Consider the following 23,994-nt stretch of genomic DNA (forward strand, 5'->3'; position numbering starts at 1 on the left):
TGTTAACTGCATAACTAAATGGCCTGTATGTTACGGGAATGTTACGCCAGTGTTTCGGCAACGTTACCAGATAATAAAAAATCTTTATCAGAAGCGGAATTGGAGGCGACAGGTGAATACATCGTCCGGGAGATCTTCGGTGTACCCTTTTAGTGATGTGCTTTCGTTGGTAACACGATCGTACCACAAAAACAGTTTCAGATTCTGATTAATGTATCGCACATATCCGAAACCGAGCGTACTGTATTTGATGTCGGCGGGTGTGAATTGCGTTCCTTCTTTACCAATATTTTTTCCGCTCACCGAAGTGTTGGGATCATACCAATCGTATTTTACTACCAGCTGATTGGAGGTATTTACTATATGTTGAAGAAAGCAGATGAATGCTCCGCTGAACTTGCGGATATAGAATGGTTCATTCGGAAGTGTACCCGGTGTTTCAGTGCTGTTCTTTGTGCCGGTTTGTTTTCCGAACCAGTATTCGCCGCGGAGTTCGGTATTTCCCCATCCTGTTTTGTATTTCCATTGCATGTCGGCGCCGCCATATTCACGCGGTGTGCGGCTGTCGACGTTATCTTCTGAAGAATCCACGAGGAATTGTTTCCCCGCCGCGCCGTCTCCCATCTTATATATGTATTTGGTGGGATTGGCCAATCCACCCCGCAACATGCTCACTCCTCCGGAGAGGGTAAGTTTTTTGGTAAGCGGATAAGGCTTCAGTCCGATATGTGCAATGATATCTTTATAACTGTCATATTCTGCAGGTCCGGTCAGCCCTTGTCCGTTAAAGGCGCCGATATCTATTTTAAGGTATCGCAGCGGATGATTCTTTTCGCGTGGCTCAAACGAAACCATGGCGCCGAGATCGCGTTCCGTTCTCATGAGTATTTGGCTCATTCTTCCACGTTCGGGCGCTTCGCGGTCCGATGATGATAAGTTGATCTCATATCCGAATGGTCTGGCGAACATCCCACCGGTGACCATGAACATTTGCCATTTGTTCTCGAATACGCGTCCCCAGAGATCACGGATATTAACGCCGCGTTCCGTTCCGTCGAACTGAATGGCGAACTGAACGGTGGGCTGATCCATTTCATTGAAGTGCATATAATCGAAACGAACGCGGCCGCGGCGGAGCATGAACCGGTTATTCGATTTAGGGGAAAAATCCCCCCCGCTATACCCTTTTGCGCCTTTTTCACTGGCAAACTGGTATTGCGGCTGCATGTAACCGCCAATGCGGATATGGTCGAAACGTTTGAACATGGAAAGCATGCCGCGCCCCATATCCTTTGTAGTGTCAATCATATCCATAAGAAATTGAGCCTCAGACTTTTGAGCCAGAAACAGGATCACTATAAAAACAGCTGTTTTGGGGGTGCATAACAATTTCTTCATAAAACGATAACATTGGTCGCAAAGGTAAGTACCCTGAATAAGCGCTTTGTTAAGAAATTATTACCAATTAATGGCTACTTAATACGCGAGGTAATAGTTCTATTTTTGCCGCAAATAATAGACTCAATGGGCCTGAATTCCATCATGAAGATCTTTATGCCAAAGGATAAGATTTTCTATTCTTTGTTTGAGCAGGTAGCACATACCGTAGCCAAAATGGGTAAGCTGATGAAGGAAGTGGTTACCGAACCCGACTTCGACAAGCGCGCCGCCATCATTGCACAGATAGAAGATCTGGAACACGTGAACGACGATTTCACTCACAAGATCTTTACCGAACTCGGCCGTAACTTCATCACTCCATTCGACCGTGAGGATATCCACTATCTCGCTACTGCACTGGATGATATCGCCGATTATATCTTCTCTTCTGCGAAGAAGATCAATTTCTACAAAGTGAACCCCAACGATCAGGGCATCCAGAAAATGGCTGATCTTATCGAGCAGGGATCCGAGCAGATCAAGAATGCTGTGATAGAGCTGCGCAACATGAAAAATATGCGCCGCATCACCGATGCACTGGTAAAGGTGAACAGCATCGAAAACCAGGCTGATGATATTTTTGATATGAGTATCGACCGTTTGTTTGAAACAGAACCTGATGCAAAGGAAGTGATCAAGAAGAGAGAGATCTATCAGGTACTGGAGATTGTAACTGATAAATGTGAAGATGCAGCTAACGTGATCGAATCTATTATCATTAAATACGCATAACCTGAGCCAATATGACTTTTCTGGTTATAATTATCGTACTGGCTCTGGCATTTGACTACATCAATGGTTTCCATGATGCGGCCAACTCCATTGCTACCATTGTATCTACCAAGGTACTCACCCCATTTCAGGCTGTGATCTGGGCGGCGGTCTTCAACTTCGCTGCCTTTTTTATTGCCAAATACTGGATCGGTGAATTCAAGATCGGCAACTCGTTTGCCAAGAGTATCAATGAACAGTTCATTACACTTCCCGTAATTTTCTCGGCGCTGGTGGCCGCCATCAGCTGGAACCTCCTTACCTGGTGGTTCGGTATCCCCTCTTCTTCTTCCCACACTTTGCTGGGAGGCTTTATGGGAGCGGCTTTGGCGCACGTTGGTCATTTCAGGGCCGAAGGTGTGAGTGTGATCAACTATGGTGTGGTGGTTCCTATCTTTCTGTTCATCTTCGGAGCGCCGCTGATTGGTATGATCATATCGCTGATCATTACGCTGATTATTGTCAATATCTGCCGGCGGGCAAATCCTTATAAAGCAGACAGCTGGTTCAGAAGATTGCAGCTGGTATCTTCTGCCCTTTTCTCCCTCGGTCACGGAAGCAACGACGCTCAGAAAGTACTGGGTCTGATTGCTGCTGCCATGATCGCAACAGGTCAGATCAAAAGCGTCAGTGAGGTGCCCGACTGGGTGCCGCTAGCCTGCTTTTCGGCCATTGCCCTCGGTACCATGAGTGGTGGCTGGAAGATCGTAAAAACCATGGGAAGCCGCATCACCAAAGTAACGCCGCTCGAAGGGGTTGCTGCTGAAACAGCCGGTGCCATCACCTTGTTTTTGACAGAGCACCTCCGCATTCCGGTAAGTACCACGCATACCATTACCGGTGCCATCATTGGTGTGGGCGCTACCAAACGTCTGTCTGCAGTACGTTGGGGTGTTACCATCAACCTGCTCTGGGCATGGATTCTCACCATTCCGGTGAGCGCTGTGCTGGCTGCTGTAGTATATTATATCGTTCGACTTTTCGTATAAGATTTCAGGGCGGCCGGCAGGCCGATTCTGCGAGTGAGGACTTTTTCACATCCAATATAGAAGTGAAGAAGTCCTCACTTTTTATTTTCTCCCTCGAACTCTGGCGCTTTCTTATTATTTTGAGCACTCAATCAGTCAATTGAATATTCATATAAACTGAATTATCAGATGAAAGGAATCATACTGGCTGGTGGATCGGGAACAAGACTTCACCCTATCACCTACGCCATCAGCAAGCAGATCATGCCTATTTACGATAAGCCCATGATCTACTATCCGCTGTCTACCCTTATGCTTGCAGGCATCAGGGAAATACTGATCATTTCCACGCCATACGATCTCCCTCAGTTCAGAAGATTACTGGGTGATGGAAAGCAATGGGGATTGCAATTCTCTTATGCAGAACAGGCAGTTCCGAACGGACTGGCACAGGCATTTGTAATTGGCGCAGATTTCATCGGAAACGATGATGTGGCGCTGGTTCTGGGCGATAATATCTTCTACGGCGCAGGCCTTGGAGAGCAACTTTCCAAAAACACCAAACCAGATGGCGGCATCGTGTACGCTTACCATGTAAGCGATCCCGAACGCTATGGAGTGGTGGAATTCGATAAAGACAAGAAAGCCATCTCCATCGAAGAAAAGCCGCTGAATCCAAAAAGTTCCTACGCGGTACCCGGCCTCTATTTCTACGATAATGAAGTGGTTGCCATTTCCAAAGCACTGGAACCCAGCCCGCGCGGAGAATATGAAATTACAGATGTAAATAAGGAATACCTTCGCAGAGGAAAGCTGAAAGTATCGATACTCGACAGAGGCACAGCCTGGCTCGATACCGGCACTTTCGATTCGCTGATGCAGGCCTCCCAGTTTGTTCAGGTAATCGAACAACGCCAGGGCATCAAAATTGCGTGTCTCGAAGAGATCGCTTTCAGAAAAGGGTTCATCAGCAAAGAACAGCTCGAAGCAATGGCACAGCCCTTGCTGAAAAGCGGATACGGCCAGTATCTCATGAACGTATTAAAAGAACAATAACACCATTACTATTCACTACCAATGAGCAAGATACTCGTAACAGGCGGTTGTGGTTATATCGGCTCTCACACAATCGTAGACCTGGTTGAAAATGGCTTTGATGTAATTTCAGTAGACAACAACTCAAGATCTACTCCCCGCATTCTCGAAGGCATTGAAAAAATAACCGGTAAAAAGATAAAGAATTACAAAGTTGATCTCTGCAACTTTGACGACACATTCGCCATTTTTCAGGAGAACAGCGATATCACCGGCATCATCCATTTTGCTGCCTACAAAGCTGTTGGCGAATCGGTGGAACAACCATTGATGTACTTCGAGAACAACCTCGTATCGCTGATCAATCTGCTGAAATGCGTGCAGGAGTTCAACATCCCATATTTCGTATTCTCTTCATCCTGTACGGTGTACGGAAACCCGGACACCATCCCGGTTACAGAGCTTACGCCTCCCAAACCTGCAGAGTCTCCATACGGATATACCAAGCAGATGGGAGAGCAGATCATCAACGAATTCAGCAAGGCTGCGCAAGCGCAGTGTGTGCTTCTCCGTTATTTCAATCCGGTTGGAGCACATCCTTCGATCCTCATCGGAGAACTGCCCATCGGAAAGCCGGCCAATCTGGTGCCTGCCATTACGCAGACAGCCATCGGCAAACTGCCGCAGATGACTGTTCACGGAACGGATTATGATACCCGCGATGGAAGTTGCGTTCGCGACTTCATTCACGTGAGTGATATTGCACATGCACATACCCTCAGCATCAAATACCTGATGGAAGGCAATAACCAAAAGCGTTGCGAAGTATTCAACCTCGGAACCGGCAATGGAGTAACCGTTCTGGAAGCCATCAAAACTTTCGAGAAAGTGAGCGGAGTGAAGCTGAACTATAGTATCGGTCCACGCCGCCCCGGTGACGTAATTGCCATCTATGCCAACAACGATTTCGCCCGCAACTCACTCGGCTGGGAAATCAAATACGGCCTGGAAGACATGATGTCTACCGCCTGGAAGTGGGAACAGCGGCTGAAGCTCGACGAAAAATTCTATCAGAGCAAGCCCGTTGACCTGAATTAGACATAGTTTCCTTTACTTTGCAACATCCAAATTCACATCATGCTTAAAGATATTCAGTCCACAGGTAAAAAAGATACGCGCAGCGGTTTTGGCGATGGCATTGTTGAAGCAGCACGTAAAAATTCAAATGTAGTAGCACTCACAGCTGATCTGGCCGGTTCACTGAAACTGAACCAGTTCATGAAAGAGTTTCCTGAGCGTTTTGTTCAGGTAGGTATTGCAGAAGCCAATATGATGGGCATCGCAGCCGGTCTCACCATCGGTGGCAAGATCCCTTTCACCACTACATTTGCCAACTTTTCTACCGGCCGTGTGTACGACCAGATCCGTCAGAGCATCGCCTATTCCGGCAAGAACGTAAAGATCTGCGCATCCCACGCAGGCCTTACACTCGGAGAGGATGGCGCTACGCACCAGATTCTGGAAGATATCGGCATGATGAAAATGCTGCCCGGCATGACCGTGATTGTTCCCTGCGACTACAACCAGACCAAGCTCGCCACTATGGCCGTAGCTGAATATCAAGGTCCGGTTTACCTCCGCTTCGGACGTCCGTCGTGGCCTATCTTCACCGATCCCAATCAACCATTCGTGATCGGAAAAGCACAGCAGTTCTCCGAAGGAACCGATGTTTCTATTTTCGCCTGCGGCCACATGGTGTGGAAAGCAATCGAAGCAGGAAAGATCCTCGAAGAAAAAGGCATCAGTGTTGAACTGATCAATATCCACACCATCAAACCACTCGATACAGAAGCAGTGCTCAACTCCATCCGCAAAACCAAATGCGCAGTTACAGTGGAAGAGCACAATATTCTCGGTGGTCTGGGCGACAGCATTGCACAGGTTGCAGGCCGTAACTTCCCTGTTCCTATCGAATACGTTGGCACCAACGATACTTTCGGCGAAAGCGGAACACCAGATGAACTGCTGGTGAAATATGGTCTCGACACGCCAAACATCGTGGCGGCAGTTGAGAAAGTGATCAAGAGAAAGTAAGCGTAAACATCTTTACACCATATTAAGAAGCTATCCCCTCAACCGGGATAGCTTTTTTGTTTTGGGGACCATCCATACAACAGCATGTATGCCAATCTGTTCCGATTTCAGCCACTCATTAAACCAATCACCGTATCTTTAATCTAAGTGCAATTAGTAACGCCCATAAATAGCTAACCTATGGCGGCAACCACTCAGGATAGTGAGCTGCTTACCCTGTTCCGTAACCCAACAACCAGGGAAAGCGCCTTCACTGCCATCATCAAAAAATACCAGGAGCGGCTGTACTGGCATATCAGGCGCATGGTAGTTGATCATGAAGATGCCAACGATGTATTGCAGAACGTATTCATCAAAGTATGGAACGGCCTCGACAATTTCCGGGAAGATGCGCAGCTCTTCACCTGGCTCTATCGCATTGCCACCAATGAATGCCTTACTTTTCTCGAACAACAGAAAAAAAGGCAATCAGTATCTTTCAACGATGTGGAAGCAAGTCTCGAAAACAAAATCAGAGCAGATAAACATTTCGACGCCAATAAACTGGAGTGGAAACTGCAGGTTGCCATTCAGCAACTTCCGGAAAAACAGAAACTGGTTTTCTCGCTCCGTTACTACGATGAAATGCCTTACGAAGAAATGAGCCGCGTGCTCGAAACATCAGAGGGCGCATTGAAAGCCTCCTATCATCACGCAGTGAAGAAAGTGGAGGATTACATACTCAACCATTAAACTTATCTTAACAAATAAGGTCTATTGAGTGATCATGGAAAGCAGCAACAACATATTGAAGGAATTGCAGGAACTGAGTCCGGTACTGGCTTCCAGCTATCCCGTGCCACTGCCTTACACCATCCCCGAAGGATATTTTGAGCAGCTCGCATCTGCCATTCTGTTCATCGCAAAAGACAATGATCTGTCTGCTGATGAAGAACTGGATCAGCTGTCGCCACTCCTCAAAAGCATTTCAAAAACACCTCCTTACCATTTACCTGAAGGATATTTTTCCGAACTCCCCGAAAACACTGTAGCAGAAACAAAAGCAGTAGCATTCGTACAGGAAGAACTCGACGATTTTTCGCCGCTGCTCAATCCGTTGAAAAACGCTGCCGTTTACGAAGTGCCCGCAGGATATTTTGAACAACTCCCTGCCACCATTTTGCATAAAGTAAGAGCAGAAGCATCCACTGCCAAAGTAGTTCAACTGCCTTTGCTGAAAAGAATCCGCAAATATGCTGCAGCCGCAGCAGTAGCGCTGGTGCTGCTTTCGGGCGGATGGTGGTTTCTGAGTTCCGATTCCGGTTCATCTACCGTATCATCCACAGGCATTGAAAAAGTATCTGATGATGAACTGGTACATTTTCTGGAAGATCAGGTGATCGCTCCTGAAAGCAACAACAACAGCGTGGCAGCAACCAGCATCGATGCATCATCGGTACAGGATCTGTTCTCTGAAGTAAGCGATGAAGAACTGCAACAGTACTACGACAAAAACAGCAGTCTCATCAAAGTGATTTCCAACTAAGCAACAAAGATCATGAAGCAAATATTATCGATACTCACTTTATTATTGTTCCTCTCTGCCGCTGCCTTTGCGCAGGACAGTGCCAAAAAGAAAACCGATAAAATGCGCGAGCCCGGCCAACGGGTAGAAGCGTTGAAGATCGCATTCATCACACGCAAACTCGATCTCAGCACTGAAGAGGCACAGAAGTTCTGGCCCATCTACAACAAGTACTCGGCAGAATTGCGCAAAGTGCGCCAGGATGCACGCCTGAATAAAGAAGCAGAAATCGAAACAGAAGAGAAAGTATTGAACATCCGGAAAAGATACAATATCGAATTCACTAAAGCATTGCCTGCAGATAAAGTGAATGCCTTCTTCAAAGCAGAAAAAGAATTCGGAACCATGCTCCAGAAAGAACTGATGGAAAGGAAACAAAGAAAGATGGAGAAGTTTCAGGAGGCAAACTGATCAGCAAATTAATTCGTGTTTACATAGATTAGCTATCAAGGCTGCACCAGGGTTACGGTGCGGCCTTTTTGCTTATTGCCCTGCTGAAAGTTTAAAGTTGTTTGGAATGTTGTGTAACGACTGCCCGAAAGAAGAAAGATGAGAAAAACTTCGGGGGTGCCCAGTCGCTCGCGAACTAAAATCTATAAACTGGATTTGATACATCGTGATAGAACAGAAAGGTCCACTTCGCGGCCTCTCCTTCTTCCCACCATTTCTTACGCAGCTCCATCGCTTTCTTGCCATCATAATCGTACTTCGCCACAAACTTGCTCTTCATCTGATTGAGCTGCGGTGCATCATCTGCTCCGTAGAAAACTGTTTCGCCTCCATCTACAATTCGGAATACCTGATGCACTGGACTATGCGCCCCTGTGATCTCATATTTTATGTATCCGTCCAGCACGCCATCTCCATCGAGCCAATGCACATTAGGAGCATCGCGCAAACATTCGAGTTCTTCTGTGAGATAAGAAGGAAAGCCTTTCTCGAATGCGAATTCAAATTCTTTGCGCTGAATATAATATTTCGCTTGCGGGAAGCTGAGTGTTTTGTTTCCGGATGCATCGGTGTAACTAACGCCACCTGCATGGTCTTTGTGCAAATGAGACATCAGCACTTTAGTGATCTCAGAAGGATTAATGCCGTTATCCATAAGCAGGCGATGCAGTTGCAGTGTGCCATCAGGTTCGCGGAAACCGAGGCCGGTATCGAGCAGCAGCACATCTTCAGAAGTGATCACCACAAAGGGTTGCACTTCTACCAGCAGGCTGCCTGTGGGCCTCGACTGCAGGTCGTCTTTATTGAGATCGAAAGGAACGAATAATTTGGAGCTATCTATTGTAAATGCGCCTTCACTGAGCGGAATAACTTTCATACACACAAAATTTATATTACCTCAATACCATCTGCCGGTCTGCGTCCAGTCTGATGAGAATGAACAGCATAATCGAGAACGAAAGTAAGGAAGTACCACCATAACTGATCAATGGCAGCGGGATACCAATCACCGGCGCCAGACCGATGGTCATGCACAGGTTGATAGCGATATGGAAAAAGAATACTGATGCTACCCCATACGCATAACAGCGGCTGAATACACTTCGTTGCCGCTCGGCAATATTCACAATCCTGAGCAATAAGAATAGATAGATGCCCAGTACCAATGCAGAACCGGCAAAGCCGAAGCCTTCGCCGATGGTACAGAAGATAAAGTCCGTTCGTTGTTCGGGCACAAAATCGAAACGTGTTTGCGTTCCTTTGAGGAAGCCCTTACCGATAACCCCACCGCTACCGATGGCGATCTTGCTCTGACGAACGTTATAGTCTGTATCTTTTTTCTTTACGGGTGTTGGATCTTCATCACCCTCTACTGTATTCAATGCAGCATACGGGTTCTCTTTACCGATGAGTGAGAAGATACGTTCTACCTGGTGTTTCGCCAGCACTTTGGTGAAGAGGAAAGGAACCACAAATCGCTGCACACCCACACATCCTACCCAGATCAGCACTATGCCGATGAGCACACCTCTGCGTCTGCGGATCTGTTTGCGCAACAGATAGATGGCACCTGCTGCAATGGCCGTGAGTATGATGGCGAGAATATCTTTATCGAGTACCAGCGTGGCTACCACCAGCACTGCGAGCGAGAAACCAACGATCAGATAAATGGGAGGAAGACCTTCCCGGAACATCACCAGAAAGAAGGAGAAGAACACCAATGCCAGACCGGTTTCTTTCTGTGCAATGGAGATCAATGCAGGCACTACCACCAGCGCTGCTGCAATGAGCTGAGAACGCGGCTTGCTGAAATCTGTTTCCACGCGCGACAAATACTTCGCCAGCGCCATGTTCACAAACACTTTCATCAATTCGGCCGGTTGCAGGTTGAAGCCTCCGATACGTATAATCGATTCCGTTCCTTTTACTGCCGTGTGCAAAGGGAATACCAGCAACAATAGCAACATCCCCACCGCATACCATATATTGGCCGTTGCAGTAAAGAATTTGCTGTCTGTAAGCAGGATGAACAATCCCAGCACCAGCGACACTATGAAGAAATAGAATTGTTTGCTGTAGTCTGTTTTGAATGCAAGAAAGGTTTGCACCACATTGTCGCCGTCGCGATAGGTTACGGAGAAAATACTCAGCAGCCCGATGGCTACCAGCAGCAGGTACAACCAGATCATCACCCAGTCCACACCTTTCGATATTGCAGGATTTCGTTGACTCATCTCCGTTATGCGTTGAAAGGTTTGTTGAATAATCTGGGGTCAGGAAGTACAAATGCTACGCGGCGTGCCGGCGCTTTTTCTTTCGATCTGGGGAATGACGGCTTAATCGGATTCATCTTCTGGAACTTGCGGATCATGGAACTATCCTTATATCTTTCATACCAGCCGGTAGCACGTGCTGAATCTTCGATGTATTGCAGGTACTTCAGATAGGAAGGCATCAGGCTCGAATTGCCGATCCTGTCTGCTTCTTTCCTGCGGTCTGCAGAAAGGCTGTCTTTCAGGTAACGTTCCATCATCAGACCGGCGATCGGAGCCGCCCAGGTATTACCAAAACCAGAATTCTCAACCACTACTGCCAGTGCGATCGTTGGATTTTCACGGGGAGCGAAACAAACGAATACCGAGTTGTTCTCCAGTTTGATTCTTCTCCCCTGAATGATGCGGTATTTTTCGGCAGTACCGGTTTTACCACAAATATCGATGCCGGGAATTTTTGCTTTTGAAGCAGATCCGTCTACCACCTGCTGCATGCCAGTCATAATAGCTTCATACGCTTCGCTGGAAATATTGGTGAGCACTTCGTGCTTCTTTTTGTATTTGGTGAGTATCGTGTCTGCACTGGTTTCGCCATCGATCTTCTCTACAAAGTGTGGTTCGTAGTAGTAACCTTTGTTGGCGATGATGCACATGGCGTTGGCCATTTGCAGAGGAGTGGTCTGCATCATATCCTGACCGATACCGAGTGTGAGATTGGTACAGCTGTTCCAGGCTCCGCGATACACCTGATTGTAACGGGAAGAATCGGGGATCAGCCCGGGTACCTCGCTCACCAGATCAACGCCGGTGCGTGCACCAAGACCGAAGGCATTCATGTATCCCTTCCATTTTTCATATCCTTTCTTTACACTGCCATATCGGTTATTGTCTACTGTTAGTCGATAGATGTGTACGAAGTAAGAGTTACAGGAGTTGGCAATGGCCAGTCGCAGGTTTGCTGCGTGACCAGGGTTGCTGTGCGTACAGGCAGGTTTGCCGTGACCACAACCGAAATATCTTCCCCCGCATGGATAACCGAAACTGGGGGTGATCACGCCTTCGTTGAGCGCCACCAGTCCACCCAATGGTTTGAAAGTAGAGCCCGGCTCATAGTTACCCTGAATAGCGCGGTTCAGCAACGGGCCTGCCACATCGAGCACCAGCTGACCATAGTTCTTTTGTTTGTTGGAACCGGTAAGACTGTTGGGATCGTAGGTTGGTCCGGATGCCATGGCCAGGATACCACCATTCTTTGGATTGATGGCCACAATGGCGCCCACTTTGTTGTTGATGAGTTTTTCCGCCAGCTGTTGCAGATCGATATCGATATGTGTGCGAAGGTTTCTTCCTGCAACGGCAGCTGTATCGAATGATCCGTTCTCATAGCTTCCTACGAGCCGGTTCTTATTGTCTTTAATAAGGTACTCCACACCACGTTGTCCCATCAGCACTTTTTCGTAGAACGCTTCCATACCGCTTCTTCCCACATAATCGCCCATGCGGTAGTAACCGCCGGAACGTTTGATGATATTGGAATCGGCTTCGCCGATATAGCCCATGATATGAGCCGCGGCATTGTAAGGATATACGCGAACCGGTCTTTCGATGAGTGCAAAGCCGGGGAATTTCCAGATGTTTTCGTCGAGACGTGCATGCAGTTCGGGCGTAAGCAGATCCTGAAAGATAGACGGACGATAAGGTCCGTTCTTCATTCTTGCTTCCACCATGCGTTTGCGGAATTCAACGGTATCGATGCCGAGGATATCGCAGAGGCCGAAAGTATCTGTCTTGCGGCTTTCATTGGGCGTTACCACCAGATCGAACATGATGGTATTGTTGAGGATGGCCCTTCCCTTTCGATCGTAGATGATTCCACGATCAGGATACTTCACTTTAGGGAATACGGCATTGCTCATAGCCAATTGCTTGTATTGCCTTGACAATATCTGCAGGTTGAATAACTGTACGATAATGATGAGGAATACACCAACGAAGATGAGCCGGATAATATTACTGCGCGACTGGTTAAATAGAGCCATAGGATTGGCAAATCAATATTCAAAATTAAGAAGCAACCTGAATGTATCCAGACAATTAACAATTCTATGTTATACAGAATTGGTTCTGAATTTTTCTTTTCTGAAAAACAGCAGTTCGGTGATCATGATCAGCAACAGGCTCACGCCGGTTGTTGCCACAACTTTACCGAGCAGGAACACGAACGATTTTACATCGAGCCATTCCAGCAATACCAGGTAAAAGTTATGAATAAAAGTGAGGATCAGTACATAGGTAGCGTAAGGCGCCCATCCCATGCTGGTTCCTGAAGGTGACTTGTAACTTTTGTCGGCACCTTCCTGAGGAATAAGAATATTGATGAGGAAGGGACGAAGGTATCCGATAAGGGTACATGCAGCAGCATGCAGCCCCGGTGTTTTAGTGAAGAAGTCGAGCGTAAGGCCCAGCAGGAACGAAACGAAAGTAACCCCTACTCTCGGCATATTGAATGGCAGCCAGAGAATGTAGAGGAAGTAGAGGTAAGGCACCACAAAGCGATGCAATGGCGGTATCTGAAACAGTACGTATACCTGTATCAGGATAAACAGCACAAAGCGGATGATATTTCTGACGAGATCACTCATTGGTTCTTTTTTACTGCCTCTTCTAATTTCTTTTGTTCCTCGGCCTGCAGATTTTCTACCACCATGGAATGCTCAACACTGCTGAAGTTGGTGGCAGTTTTGAGTTTGAGCACGTAGAAGTTGCTGGATTTATCGTCCACAATTTCGGTGACCGTGCCGATGAGGATGCCCGGCGGGAAGTAAGTTCCGTACTGGCTTGTAACGATGCTGTCTCCCTTGGTGATGGGTACACTCTTGGGGAGATTTTTCATGATAACGGCGTCGGAGCTTTTGCCATCCCAGTACACTTGTCCGGTTTCGCCACTCTTTTTCACCCGGCCGCTTACGCTGCTCTGCAGGTGAAGGAGGCTCATGACTACGGAGTAGTTTTCGCTGGCATTTACAACCACACCCATTACGCCATCGGGACTGATCACCCCCATATCTTTCCGCACACCCTGGTTGGTACCACGGTGAATGCTGAAGTAGTTGTTGGGGAATACCAGAAAGCGGTTTACCACTTTGGCATCGCGGTACAGGTATTTGCGACGGATGCCGGTAGTATCGTAAGGGATGGAGTCGGTTTTGAGAACAGCGGATGTATCGGCCACTTCAAAATCTTCTTTGAGCATGTTGCGGAGTCTTTCGTTCTCCTTAGCCAGGCTCTCATTGGTTTTTTTGAGGTGGAAGTAGTATTCGATGTTATTGTAACGCTTGCTTACTTTACCTGTTATTTCATTGGCTACCCCCATAAAGGCTGCTTCATGGAACTGATTGTAATGAAACAGCATGTAGAGCGCAGCGATCTGCATCACCAGGAAGAAAAAGAAATTGAAGAATTTTCTGATGAAGACAAAAATGTTACGCAATGGAGGTAAGTTTTAAATTCTATCGCATTACAAATGGATAATGCTCGTAATTTTTCAGAGCAAGTCCGGTACCACGCACAACGCTTTTCAGCGGATCGTCTGCCACATGAACGGGCAGTTTGATCTTTTGGCTGAGGCGTTTATCGAGACCACGGAGCAGGGCACCACCGCCGGTGAGGTACAGACCTCTGCGGTAAATGTCGGCCGCGAGCTCAGGCGGAGTCATCTCCAGCGCTTTGAGAATGGCTTCTTCGATCTTGAAGATGCTTTTATCGAGCGCTTCGGCAATTTCCTGATAGCTCACCATGATCTGTTTGGGAATACCGGTAACGAGGTCGCGCCCGTTTACGGGGATATCATCTGGTGGGTTGTCGAGGTCTTTCATGGCAGCGCCGATATTGATCTTGATCTGCTCGGCTGTACGCTCACCAATGAGAAGGCTATGGTAGCGGCGAAGGGCTTCCATGATATCAGCAGTGAATTCGTCGCCAGCGATACGGATGCTCTGATCGCATACGATACCTGCCAGTGCAATTACTGTGATACCGGTGGTACCGCCACCTATGTCGATGATCATGTTACCTACTGGTTCTTCTACATCAATCCCGATACCGAGTGCTGCAGCCATGGGCTCGTGCAGCAGGTATACTTCTTTGGCTCCCGCCTGCTCCGCACTGTCGCGAACAGCGCGTTTTTCTACTTCCGTGATGCTGCTTGGAATGCAGATCATCATTCTCCAGCTTGGAGGGAAGAGAGGCTTTTTAGGATAGACCATCTTGATCATTTCACGGAGCATCAGCTCGGCCGCGTTGAAGTCCGCGATCACACCGTCTTTTAACGGACGGATGGTACGGATGCTTTCGTGCGTTTTTTCGTGCATCATCAGGGCTCTTTTCCCTACCGCCAACACATTCTTCGGATTATTCCGGTCAAGCGCCACAATACTTGGTTCATTCACCACTACCTCGTCGTTATGTATAATCAGGGTATTAGCGGTACCCAGGTCAATCGCGATCTCTTGGGTGAAAAAGTTAAATAAGCCCATTGTAGAAGGTCAGATTTTTGGATTGATAGTAATGCCTGCAAAATTGATGCAAATAATCGATAATAACAAAGTGTAATCACTGTGAAACAGTGATCCTGACAGTATTTTTTTCACAAGTGTGGATACATCTTCAACCTTATTCAACCTTTTGTTCGGTTTGTTGATCCGGATGATCTTCCTGTACCGGTTTTTCAGTATCCCTACGCTTGCACTAACGCCGCCAAATACTGTAAATTGTATTTTGAAAAGTATTTCATTTTTCTGACAAATGCGATACTATTTCGGGCGAAAAACAAACAATCATGAAAAAACTATTTCCTGTTCTTTTCGTATCTGCTTTTTCTTTCCTGACGGCATTTTCCCAGGAAAAAAAAGTTCCCTACGGCAACAATCCTGCCAACGGCAAATTTTATGAAATCCGTGGCGTAAAAATGTATGCCGAAACCTACGGCAGCGGTGCGCCGTTGCTCATCATTCACGGCAACGGTGGTTCTATTAAAGATTTCAGCAATCAGATCCCTTATTTCGCAAAAAAGTATAAAGTGATCCTCGCCGATGGCCGCTCTCACGGCAAAACCAAAGATGCCGGCGATTCTCTCACCTATGAGATGATGACAGACGATCTCGCCGCCCTGCTTTCGGCCATGGGCGTGGATTCTGCCAATGTGATCGGCTGGAGCGACGGTGGCATCAACGGCCTCCTGCTCGCCATCAGGCATCCCGAAAAAGTTAAGAAACTTGCTATCACCGGAGCCAATCTATGGCCCGACTCCACCGCAGTGGTTCCGGGAGTGGTGAACATGGTACAATCCATGTACGCTCAAATCATTCCTGAGAAGAACAAAAATGAAGCGAATAAGGTTGGCTTCAAACTGGTACGACTGATGGTAGAACAACCTCATATCTCATTGGAACAACTCAAAACCATTCAGGCCCCTACACTCGTGATCGGTGGCGATCACGATGTGATTCTCGAAGAACATACCATGCAGATCTATAAAGCCCTTCCGAAGGCATATCTGTGGATTCTGCCGAACTCAGGCCATGCTACACCAATGGTGTATAAAGATGAGTTCAATGCGGTAGTAGGAAGATTTCTGAAAGAGCCGTACAAAACGTATACTATAGAGCAGCGGTTTTATTAAAGACTGCTCTTTTCATCCAGCAAAAGTTGCATCAATTCATGAAGGGGAATGGCAGTAATGTCGTTCCCCATTGAAAACCTGTCCTGGCCTGAATACACCACAAATTTTCTGTCTGCTTTGATATCTTCACAACCGATATGAAACCCTTTGGAAACTACTGGGACCGTTTTCCGTTTCACTTCAATAGCCCACTTTTCTTTACCTCCAAATTCAAGTATCAGATCGATTTCAGCGCCACCAGGCGAACGGTAAAAAAATGGATGACACCAGACCGGTAATACTGAAAATATGTTTTCAATTACAAAGGTTTCCCAACTTGTACCTACTACAGGGTGTCCGAGCAACTCATTGTAATTTTTGATATTGAGTAAGGCATGCGTTATTCCGCTATCCCGGATATAAATTTTAGGAGCTCTCACCAAACGTTTGCCAATATTGGAAAACCAGGGTTCAAGCCTTCTTATCAGCAGGAGATCTACCATCAGATCGAGGTAACGATGAACAGTTGGGCTCGAAACTTCAAGGTTTCTGGCAAGCTGTGAAGAGTTTAGAATTCCGCCCTGATTATGTGCAAGCATTGTCCATAATCTTTCAAGTGTTCTTGCAGGAATGCGAGGCCCTAATTGGGGAATGTCTCTTTCGAGATAGGTTTTGATAAAATCGAGGCGCCATGCAAGACTGTTTTCATCTGAATCTGCCAAAAGACTTTCAGGAAATCCACCCCGTACCCAAAGTGAATTCAGTTTTTCTTCACTGTTATTTGCGTACTCCAGCACATCGATAGGAAATAACTCCGAATAAGCTATTCGTCCTGCTAAAGATTCTCCAGATTGTCTTAACAACACCATCGATGCTGAACCAAGAAATAAGAAATGCCCCGATTTATTGCCCTTCCTTCTTTCCTTATCGATGATGCCGCGTAAAGGAGCAAATATTTCAGGAGTTCGCTGAACTTCATCAAGAATAATCAGCTTGTCGCGGTTCTCTTCGTGAAATGCTTCAATGTTACTGACTTTTTGCAGATCCAGTCTGTTTTCCAGATCGAGATAAATAGCGGGAATTTTCTCTCCGATGTCGAGTGCAAGTGTAGTTTTTCCAACCTGGCGGGGGCCAGTTAGTGCCATGGCAGGTGAACGCCTTAATACGCTTAATATTCTGGCTTCTAATCTTCGCCTTATCATCTCGACAAATTTAACACAAGATATTAAATCTGTCGAGATGATACGTATTTTAGTCGACAATTTTAACATGAAATATTAAATTTGTCGACCTCTTTCTTACTTCTGCACAAACCCCAGTCTCTCTTCCATCTCGGTGCTCAGCACCGGCAATCTTCTTCTTTCGATCAGGAAACTGGTAAGCTTTGCGATCTCTGCAAACACATAATGTTTATCGAGCGCGCCTTTCAGGTATTCTTTACCTGTGCTTCCTCCGGTGCCGATGCGGGTTCCGATGATCCGGTGCACCATGCTCATGTGGCGGTAGCGCCAGATGCTCATCTGTTCGTCCACTTCGAGCAGGTTGTTCAGCAACTGGAATGGCAGCTGCATGATAGGATATCCGCGATACAACATCATGAACAATGCAGCACGGCTCGCACGCGGGCTAAGCTGACGTTCACCTCCCGCTGCTGCATCGAGAAACACCGTATCGAAGTAAGTACGGTTGGCATTCTCTGCTTCAGCAAGGCTGCCCGAATAGATCTGGCGATAGTCTGCCCAGAACTGATGCAGGCCTGTATCTCCGGCCGGTGCGCCGAGTGAGTGATAATTCTTCCAAAGTGATTCCTCTTCAAAGAATGGCATTCTTTCGAGCCATCCGTTGAGCAGTTGAAGCAGGCTTTTTTTCGCCTCTGCTCTTTTGATGATGTCGATCTGCTCCTGACGGAGTTGGGAAATATAATACTGTTGACCGAAGCGATGCTCATAACGCAGTCCCAGTCTGGCTTCCAGCTCTTTGAACTGCCAGCTCTGGAAACCCGATGCAGGGCGAAGCATATCGCGGAAATCGAGGAAATCCATCGGCGTCATCGTTTCCATGATATCGATCTGCTGCACCAGCACTTTGAGAATGCTCACCACCCTGTTCAGGCGGTGCACTACGGTTTGCAGCGCAGGTGAATTGTCGTTCACCGGCTTCTCCATGATGGTTGCCACAGAATCCACTTCAAACAACAGTTGTTTGAACCAGAGTTCGTAGGTCTGGTGGATGATGATGAACAGCATTTCATCGTGTGCAGGCTGACTGAGCTTTTCGCTTTCGGGGAACTGGGCATTGAGAATTTTGTCCAGCTCCAGATAATCGTTGTAGTGTACTTCTTTCATATAGCAATGCGTTTATCAGAACTCGTAACCAATATCTTTCCGGTAGTAGATGCCTTCGTAACTGATATTTTCCAGTGCCTTTCTGGATTTGCTCACTGCATCCTGAACAGAAGTTCCGTAGGAGGTAACGCAGAGTACGCGTCCGCCGGCAGTTACTACCTGTCCGTTTTTGATGCCGGTGCCGGCATGGAAAAGCAGGCTGTCCGAAGGCAATTGTGTATCGAGACCGGAAATGGGAATGTCTTTGTTGTAAGAGCCGGGATATCCTCCGCTTACTGCCATAACGGTGCAGGCTACGCGTGGATCCTGATCAACCTGCAGTTGCAGCAGGGTGCCGTTATCGGCCGCCAGCAACAGTTCTACGAGGTCGGCATCGAGGCGGGGCATCACTACTTCTGTTTCGGGATCGCCCATGCGGCAGTTGTATTCGATCACAAAAGGATCGTTGCCCACTTTGATGAGACCGAAGAATACGAAACCTGTATAATCGAATTTCTCCTGCTCCAGTCCTTTGATGGTTGGGCGGATAATCTGTTCTTCCACTTTCTGCATGAAGCTGGCATCTGCAAACGGCACGGGGCTTACAGCGCCCATCCCGCCTGTGTTGAGGCCGGTATCGCCTTCGCCGATGCGCTTGTAATCTTTCGCTTCGGGGAGTATCACGTAGCTCTTGCCATCGGTGAGAGCAAACACGCTAAGCTCGATGCCGCTGAGGAAGGCTTCCACCACTACTTTTTTGCTGGCATCGCCGAACTTGCTTTGCTTGATCATCTGCTCAAACTCTGCAATCGCTTCTGCAGTATTGTCGAGGATCAGTACGCCTTTGCCGGCAGCCAGTCCGTCTGCTTTGAGAACAACAGGCAGTGCATGCTGCTTCAGGTACTCCACTCCTTCTTCATAATTCGATGCATCGAACTCACGATAAGCTGCTGTTGGAATATTGTGACGCTCCATGAACTGCTTGGCGAAGGCCTTGCTGCCTTCGAGCTGAGCAGCATATTGTGAAGGTCCGATGACCACTACCTGCTGAAGGTTTTCATCCTTTCTGAAAAAGTCGGTGATGCCTTTCACAAGTGGTTCTTCGGGACCTACCACTACCAGCCCTACGGCATTAGTGAGCACGAAATCTTTAATAGCCGGAAAATCAGTGGGGGACAGGGCCACATTGGTGCCAACACTGGCAGTACCCGCATTACCGGGAGCAATAAATAACTGATCACAATGTGTACTCTGAACCAATTTCCAGGCGAGAGCATGTTCACGGCCGCCAGAACCAAGTAGTAGAATATTCATAATATTTAAGCGCGCTTTTAAGCCGCTGCGAAATTCGGAATTTCACCTTGATTAGGCGAATTTTAATTGAGGAATGCGGGCCCGGTGGTGATTTTTTCACTATTTTACGCCGCTAAATACAGATCGGACATAGTCGGAGGGCGGATTGCAGCGGGATCGTGTATCCCAAAACACGTATGGCCTTATTCATTTTTTACCCCCTCCAGATTGATGAACCGGTCTATAACGATTGCAGAACCCAAAAACCATTATATGAGTCAACCCGCTGCGGGAAAACATCCCAAAGGGCTGTTCGTCCTTTTTTTTACGGAGATGTGGGAACGTTTTAGTTATTATGGAATGCGCGCCTTGCTTGTACTCTATGTAGTAAATGCATTGGGGCAAAGTGACAAATACGCTAATGACGATGTTTACGGAAGTTATACAGGCCTTGCTTTCTTAACTCCTTTATTGGGTGGATATTTTGCCGACAGACTCTGGGGCAACCGTCGCTCCATTATAGTAGGTGGCTTTATGATAGCCGCAGGGCAGATGCTGATGTTCTTCAGTGCATCGGTGTATAGCCAGGTTGCTTTTTCTACCACCATTATGTGGGCAGGTCTGCTCGTAATTGCATTGGGTACCGGCTTCTTAAAACCCAATGTTTCCAGTCTGGTAGGTGCTTTATATACAAAGGATGATAAAAGACTCGACTCTGCCTATACCATATTCTATATGGGCATCAACCTCGGCGCCTTCATTGGACCGTTGATCTGTGGCGGATTTGGCGAGTTGTACGACTCCAAAAAACAAGCCATTCCTGAAGCATTCAAATGGGGCTACTTCGCAGCGGCCGTAGCAATGGTGTTGGGCACGTTCGGATTTATCTGGCTCAAGAATAAATATGTAGTGGATCCTCAAGGTAACAGTATCGGTATCCTGCCCAATAAAAATGTTATCAAGGAAGAAGGACAGAAAACTGAATCGACCAAATCCTCGCTCACCGCAGTAGGTATTTGGGGTGCTATCGGTCTGGCCATGTTCTTCGTATTCCGATACGTGGGTGGTCTCGATTTTATCGGCTGCTTCATTTTCAGTGTGGCGATCGCAGTATCAGGAATCATCCTTTTCGATCAGTCGCTAACTCCATCTGAAAGAGGAAGAGTGATCGTTATCTTCATTTCTGCCTTCTTTGTAATCTTCTTCTGGGCTGCATTTGAGCAGGCGGGATCATCGCTCACACTCTTTGCTCAAAGAAACACCGACCGTGCATATCAGGTGCACACTTCGCTGGGTACAGCAATCCTGTTCATTCTGGCTATTTCAGTTGTTCTTTATTACTTCCTGCAAAGGATGATGGAAATTCCTTCAGAACTGAAAAAACTCTTCGCTGGTTTGGCTATCGGTGCAGTGATCATAGCTATATATTATTATGTAAAGGGAACTCCTTATGATCTTGAAGAGATCCCTGCCAGCTGGTTCAACAGCGTGAACTCCATGTGGCTGATCCTCTGCGCACCATTCCTCAGTTATTTATGGCAGTTCCTTGGAAAGAAAGGGCTTGAACCTTCTTCTCCCAAGAAACAGGCTATCGGTCTTTTGTTGCTGGCAGCCGGTTACCTGCTGATCGCTTATGGCGTGAAAGATGTTATCGGAACTGTAAGCATGATGTGGCTGCTTGGTTTATATTTCCTGCACACCGTAGGTGAGCTTTGCTTGTCGCCAATTGGATTATCATTGGTGAACAAACTGGCCCCTGCCCGTTTCACTTCCATTCTCATGGGAGTATGGTTCCTCAGCAATGCCGTTGCCAACAAGTTCGGTGGCAAACTCGGTGGACTGATCCCCAGTCAGGGACCAACTCAATTCCTCGGCTATCAAATCAACAATCTATACGATTTCTTTATGCTGTTCGTAGTGATCAGTGCTATCGCTGCGGCGCTTCTCTTCTCCATTTCTTACTGGATGGAAAAGAGAATGGGTACAGTGAAATAGGGAAATAAAACCAATTGTCTAATTTATGTCAGAACAAAAGTTTCAACCTTTCGTACCGGCCGACATGAAGATGAAGGAGTTCACCGTAAAGTCGGTGCTCACCGGCGCCATCTTCGGTATCATTTTCGGCGCGGCTACGGTGTACCTGGCGCTGAAAGCGGGTTTGACCGTATCGGCGTCTATTCCCATCTCAGTAATGGCTATCACACTGAGCCGCTTGTTTCTCAAGACTACCATTTTGGAGAACAATATTATCCAAACTACCGGCAGTGCCGGTGAGAGCATCGCAGCAGGTGTGGTATTTACGCTGCCCGGATTCCTCTTTCTGAGTGATCCAAGCAGTGCGGATTATTTCAACTATTTCACTATCCTCACGCTCGCAATTCTTGGTGGATTCCTCGGAACAATGATGATGATTCCATTGAGAAGACCACTGATCGTTAAAGAGCATGGCAACCTCCCTTATCCGGAAGGAACAGCCTGTGCCTCTGTATTGAAAGCCGGTGAGAAAGGTGGAGACTTTGCAAAGACAGCTTTCCTTGGTCTGGGTGTTGCGATCGTGTATGCATTCTTCCAGAAGATTCTGCACCTGATTGCAGAAACGCCTTATTTCATGACCAAACAGGCGAACAAATATTTCCCTTCTGCCAAATTGAGCGGAGAGATCACTCCGGAATACCTTGGTGTTGGTTATATTGTAGGTCCTAAAATTGGTGGCGTACTCGTAGCCGGCTCTGTACTTTGCTGGTTCGTGTTCATTCCGCTGCTGGCATCGTTGGTTGATCCAACTGCTATCGCAATGCAATTGAATAAGATCGGTTACCTGAAAGATATTGCAGTAGCAGGTGGTGCAGGTAACTGGGATCCTGTAAATAAAACTTTCGGAGACTTCTCTCAGGCTATCTATCTCGCATATGTTCGTCAGATCGGTGCGGGCGCTGTGGCTGCAGGTGGTTTCATCATGCTGATCAAAACTATCCCAACTATCATCTCTTCTTTCAAAGGCAGCCTCGGTTCTTTGAAAGGCGGACAATCCACTGAAGCAGTTGAGCGTACCGATAAAGACCTTTCCATGAAAGTGGTAGGCTTTGGTGTGCTTGGACTGATTGCACTGATCACAATACTGAATGTTATTCCGGGCGACGGCTTCCTGAGCAAACTCATGATCGGCATTCTTGTGGTGATCTTTGGTGCATTCTTCGTAACCGTTTCGAGCCGTATCGTAGGTTTGATCGGGTCTTCGAATAACCCGATCAGTGGTATGACCATCGCAACTATCATGGGTACCTGTCTGGTATTCATTGCAGTTGGCTGGACTGGTAAAGTGTATGAGCCAATGGCACTGGTGGTAGGTGGATTGATCTGTATTGCAGCAGCAAATGCAGGTAACACATCACAGGATCTGAAGACCGGTTATATCGTGGGAGCTACGCCCAAGTATCAGCAGTTATCGCTGTTCGTGGGAGCTATCGTTTCTTCCATTGTGATTGGTCTTACCGTTAAAGTACTCGATACGCCTACTCCTGAAATGATTGCAGAAGGTATTCCTCACGCAATCGGCAGCGCTACTCTTCCTGCTCCGCAGGGAACGCTGATGGCTACGCTGATCAAAGGTATCCTTGGTGGTAAACTCGATTGGCAGTTTGTACTCGTAGGTGTATTCATTGCCATCTTCATTGAGCTTTGCGGAATCAAAGCCCTGTCTTTCGCAATCGGAATTTATCTTCCACTGGCTACCACGCTGCCTATCTTCATCGGAGGTGTTATCCGTGGTATCGTAGACAGACAGAAGAAGAAAAAAGGTGATCTCATCGAAGGAGCTGAAGAAGATCTCCAGAAAGGAAATCTCTTTGCTACAGGTCTGGTGGCAGGTGGCGCCATTGCGGGCGTTATCGTAGCCTTCCTTTCTGCGAATACAGGTATACGTGATGGCCTTAAACGCGTGAGTGTTGAACATGGCCTCACAGAAGCCATGGGCGAAACAGGATATTACCTGTTAGGCGCTGGTTTCTTTGCGTTGATGGGATATATCCTCTACAGAGTAGGCATGAAGAAAACAGTAACGCTGTAATCATCGTTACAGTTGAGCGATATAAAAAAAGAGTGCCGAAATTCCGGCACTCTTTTT

The 23,994-nt window shown here is 47.2% G+C and carries 21 protein-coding genes; 11 read left to right on the forward strand and 10 right to left on the reverse strand.

Annotated elements, in window-relative coordinates; translation table 11 throughout:
* Positions 1-87: 87 nt before the first annotated feature.
* On the reverse strand, positions 88-1,308 hold the full coding sequence (locus HHL16_RS01180; RefSeq protein WP_240965711.1) for a porin: 1,221 nt from the start codon (positions 1,306-1,308) through the stop codon (positions 88-90).
* 216 nt (positions 1,309-1,524) lie between these two features.
* Here HHL16_RS01180 and HHL16_RS01185 point away from each other — a divergent pair, with 216 nt between their 5' ends.
* The 8 genes from HHL16_RS01185 (at position 1,525) to HHL16_RS01220 (ending at position 8,283) form a co-directional block, all read left to right on the forward strand.
* Positions 1,525-2,172 (forward strand): DUF47 family protein, encoded by a 648-nt coding sequence (locus HHL16_RS01185; protein WP_164735392.1) that lies wholly within the window; start codon positions 1,525-1,527, stop codon positions 2,170-2,172.
* Positions 2,173-2,183: 11 nt separating this feature from the next.
* Positions 2,184-3,200 carry an inorganic phosphate transporter gene (locus HHL16_RS01190; protein ID WP_169423311.1) on the forward strand — a complete coding sequence of 339 codons (1,017 nt, stop codon included), beginning with the start codon at positions 2,184-2,186 and terminating at the stop codon, positions 3,198-3,200.
* Between the two features lie 168 nt (positions 3,201-3,368).
* Positions 3,369-4,235 (forward strand): glucose-1-phosphate thymidylyltransferase RfbA, encoded by an 867-nt coding sequence (gene rfbA / locus HHL16_RS01195; RefSeq protein ID WP_169423312.1) that lies wholly within the window; start codon positions 3,369-3,371, stop codon positions 4,233-4,235.
* Between the two features lie 21 nt (positions 4,236-4,256).
* Positions 4,257-5,312 carry a UDP-glucose 4-epimerase GalE gene (gene galE / locus HHL16_RS01200; protein WP_169423313.1) on the forward strand — a complete coding sequence of 352 codons (1,056 nt, stop codon included), beginning with the start codon at positions 4,257-4,259 and terminating at the stop codon, positions 5,310-5,312.
* 39 nt (positions 5,313-5,351) lie between these two features.
* Entirely contained in the window at positions 5,352-6,308 is a 957-nt protein-coding gene (locus HHL16_RS01205; RefSeq protein WP_206022210.1) for a transketolase C-terminal domain-containing protein, read from the forward strand.
* A 180-nt stretch (positions 6,309-6,488) separates the two neighbouring features.
* Complete coding sequence (locus HHL16_RS01210) at positions 6,489-7,040, forward strand: sigma-70 family RNA polymerase sigma factor (RefSeq protein ID WP_169423314.1); 552 nt, start codon at positions 6,489-6,491, stop codon at positions 7,038-7,040.
* Positions 7,041-7,074: 34 nt separating this feature from the next.
* Positions 7,075-7,833, forward strand: coding sequence for a hypothetical protein (locus HHL16_RS01215; protein WP_169423315.1), 759 nt, complete (start codon positions 7,075-7,077; stop codon positions 7,831-7,833).
* Between the two features lie 12 nt (positions 7,834-7,845).
* On the forward strand, positions 7,846-8,283 hold the full coding sequence (locus tag HHL16_RS01220) for a hypothetical protein (RefSeq protein WP_169423316.1): 438 nt from the start codon (positions 7,846-7,848) through the stop codon (positions 8,281-8,283).
* Between the two features lie 175 nt (positions 8,284-8,458).
* On the opposite strand, the gene HHL16_RS01225 is transcribed toward HHL16_RS01220, so the two are convergent.
* The 6 genes from HHL16_RS01225 to HHL16_RS01250 form a co-directional block, all read right to left on the reverse strand.
* A complete protein-coding gene (locus tag HHL16_RS01225; protein WP_169423317.1) occupies positions 8,459-9,199 on the reverse strand; it encodes an MBL fold metallo-hydrolase in 741 nt (246 codons plus the stop codon).
* 16 nt (positions 9,200-9,215) lie between these two features.
* On the reverse strand, positions 9,216-10,556 hold the full coding sequence (gene rodA / locus HHL16_RS01230) for a rod shape-determining protein RodA (RefSeq protein WP_169423318.1): 1,341 nt from the start codon (positions 10,554-10,556) through the stop codon (positions 9,216-9,218).
* A gap of 5 nt (positions 10,557-10,561) precedes the next feature.
* Entirely contained in the window at positions 10,562-12,634 is a 2,073-nt protein-coding gene (gene mrdA, locus HHL16_RS01235) for a penicillin-binding protein 2 (protein ID WP_169423319.1), read from the reverse strand.
* A gap of 69 nt (positions 12,635-12,703) precedes the next feature.
* On the reverse strand, positions 12,704-13,237 hold the full coding sequence (locus HHL16_RS01240; RefSeq protein ID WP_169423320.1) for a rod shape-determining protein MreD: 534 nt from the start codon (positions 13,235-13,237) through the stop codon (positions 12,704-12,706).
* Positions 13,234-14,085 (reverse strand): rod shape-determining protein MreC, encoded by an 852-nt coding sequence (gene mreC / locus HHL16_RS01245; RefSeq protein WP_169423321.1) that lies wholly within the window; start codon positions 14,083-14,085, stop codon positions 13,234-13,236. The genes HHL16_RS01240 and mreC overlap by 4 nt, the downstream gene beginning before the upstream one ends.
* 19 nt (positions 14,086-14,104) lie before the next feature.
* The gene (locus HHL16_RS01250; RefSeq protein ID WP_169423322.1) at positions 14,105-15,130 is read right to left on the reverse strand and encodes a rod shape-determining protein; all 1,026 of its coding nucleotides are present in this window, start codon (positions 15,128-15,130) and stop codon (positions 14,105-14,107) included.
* Positions 15,131-15,432: 302 nt separating this feature from the next.
* Between HHL16_RS01250 and HHL16_RS01255 the strand changes: the two genes are divergently transcribed.
* The gene (locus tag HHL16_RS01255; RefSeq protein WP_169423323.1) at positions 15,433-16,275 is read left to right on the forward strand and encodes an alpha/beta hydrolase; all 843 of its coding nucleotides are present in this window, start codon (positions 15,433-15,435) and stop codon (positions 16,273-16,275) included.
* Here HHL16_RS01255 and HHL16_RS01260 read toward each other — a convergent pair.
* The 3 genes from HHL16_RS01260 to purD form a co-directional block, all read right to left on the reverse strand.
* Positions 16,272-17,456, reverse strand: coding sequence for an ATP-binding protein (locus HHL16_RS01260; protein ID WP_169423324.1), 1,185 nt, complete (start codon positions 17,454-17,456; stop codon positions 16,272-16,274). The two genes, HHL16_RS01255 and HHL16_RS01260, sit on opposite strands and share 4 nt — an antisense overlap.
* A 96-nt stretch (positions 17,457-17,552) precedes the next feature.
* Positions 17,553-18,599, reverse strand: a complete 1,047-nt coding sequence (locus HHL16_RS01265) for a tryptophan 2,3-dioxygenase family protein (RefSeq protein WP_169423325.1) — start codon at positions 18,597-18,599, stop codon at positions 17,553-17,555.
* A gap of 15 nt (positions 18,600-18,614) precedes the next feature.
* The gene (gene purD, locus HHL16_RS01270; protein ID WP_169423326.1) at positions 18,615-19,892 is read right to left on the reverse strand and encodes a phosphoribosylamine--glycine ligase; all 1,278 of its coding nucleotides are present in this window, start codon (positions 19,890-19,892) and stop codon (positions 18,615-18,617) included.
* Between the two features lie 252 nt (positions 19,893-20,144).
* On the opposite strand from purD, the gene HHL16_RS01275 reads away from it, so the two are divergent.
* On the forward strand, positions 20,145-21,866 hold the full coding sequence (locus tag HHL16_RS01275; protein ID WP_206022212.1) for a peptide MFS transporter: 1,722 nt from the start codon (positions 20,145-20,147) through the stop codon (positions 21,864-21,866).
* A 25-nt stretch (positions 21,867-21,891) separates the two neighbouring features.
* On the forward strand, positions 21,892-23,937 hold the full coding sequence (locus HHL16_RS01280; RefSeq protein WP_169423328.1) for an oligopeptide transporter, OPT family: 2,046 nt from the start codon (positions 21,892-21,894) through the stop codon (positions 23,935-23,937).
* Positions 23,938-23,994: the final 57 nt, after the last annotated feature.

It is taken from the genome of Pseudoflavitalea sp. G-6-1-2 (assembly GCF_012927185.1).
In the GTDB taxonomy this organism is placed as follows: Bacteria; Bacteroidota; Bacteroidia; order Chitinophagales; family Chitinophagaceae; genus Pseudobacter.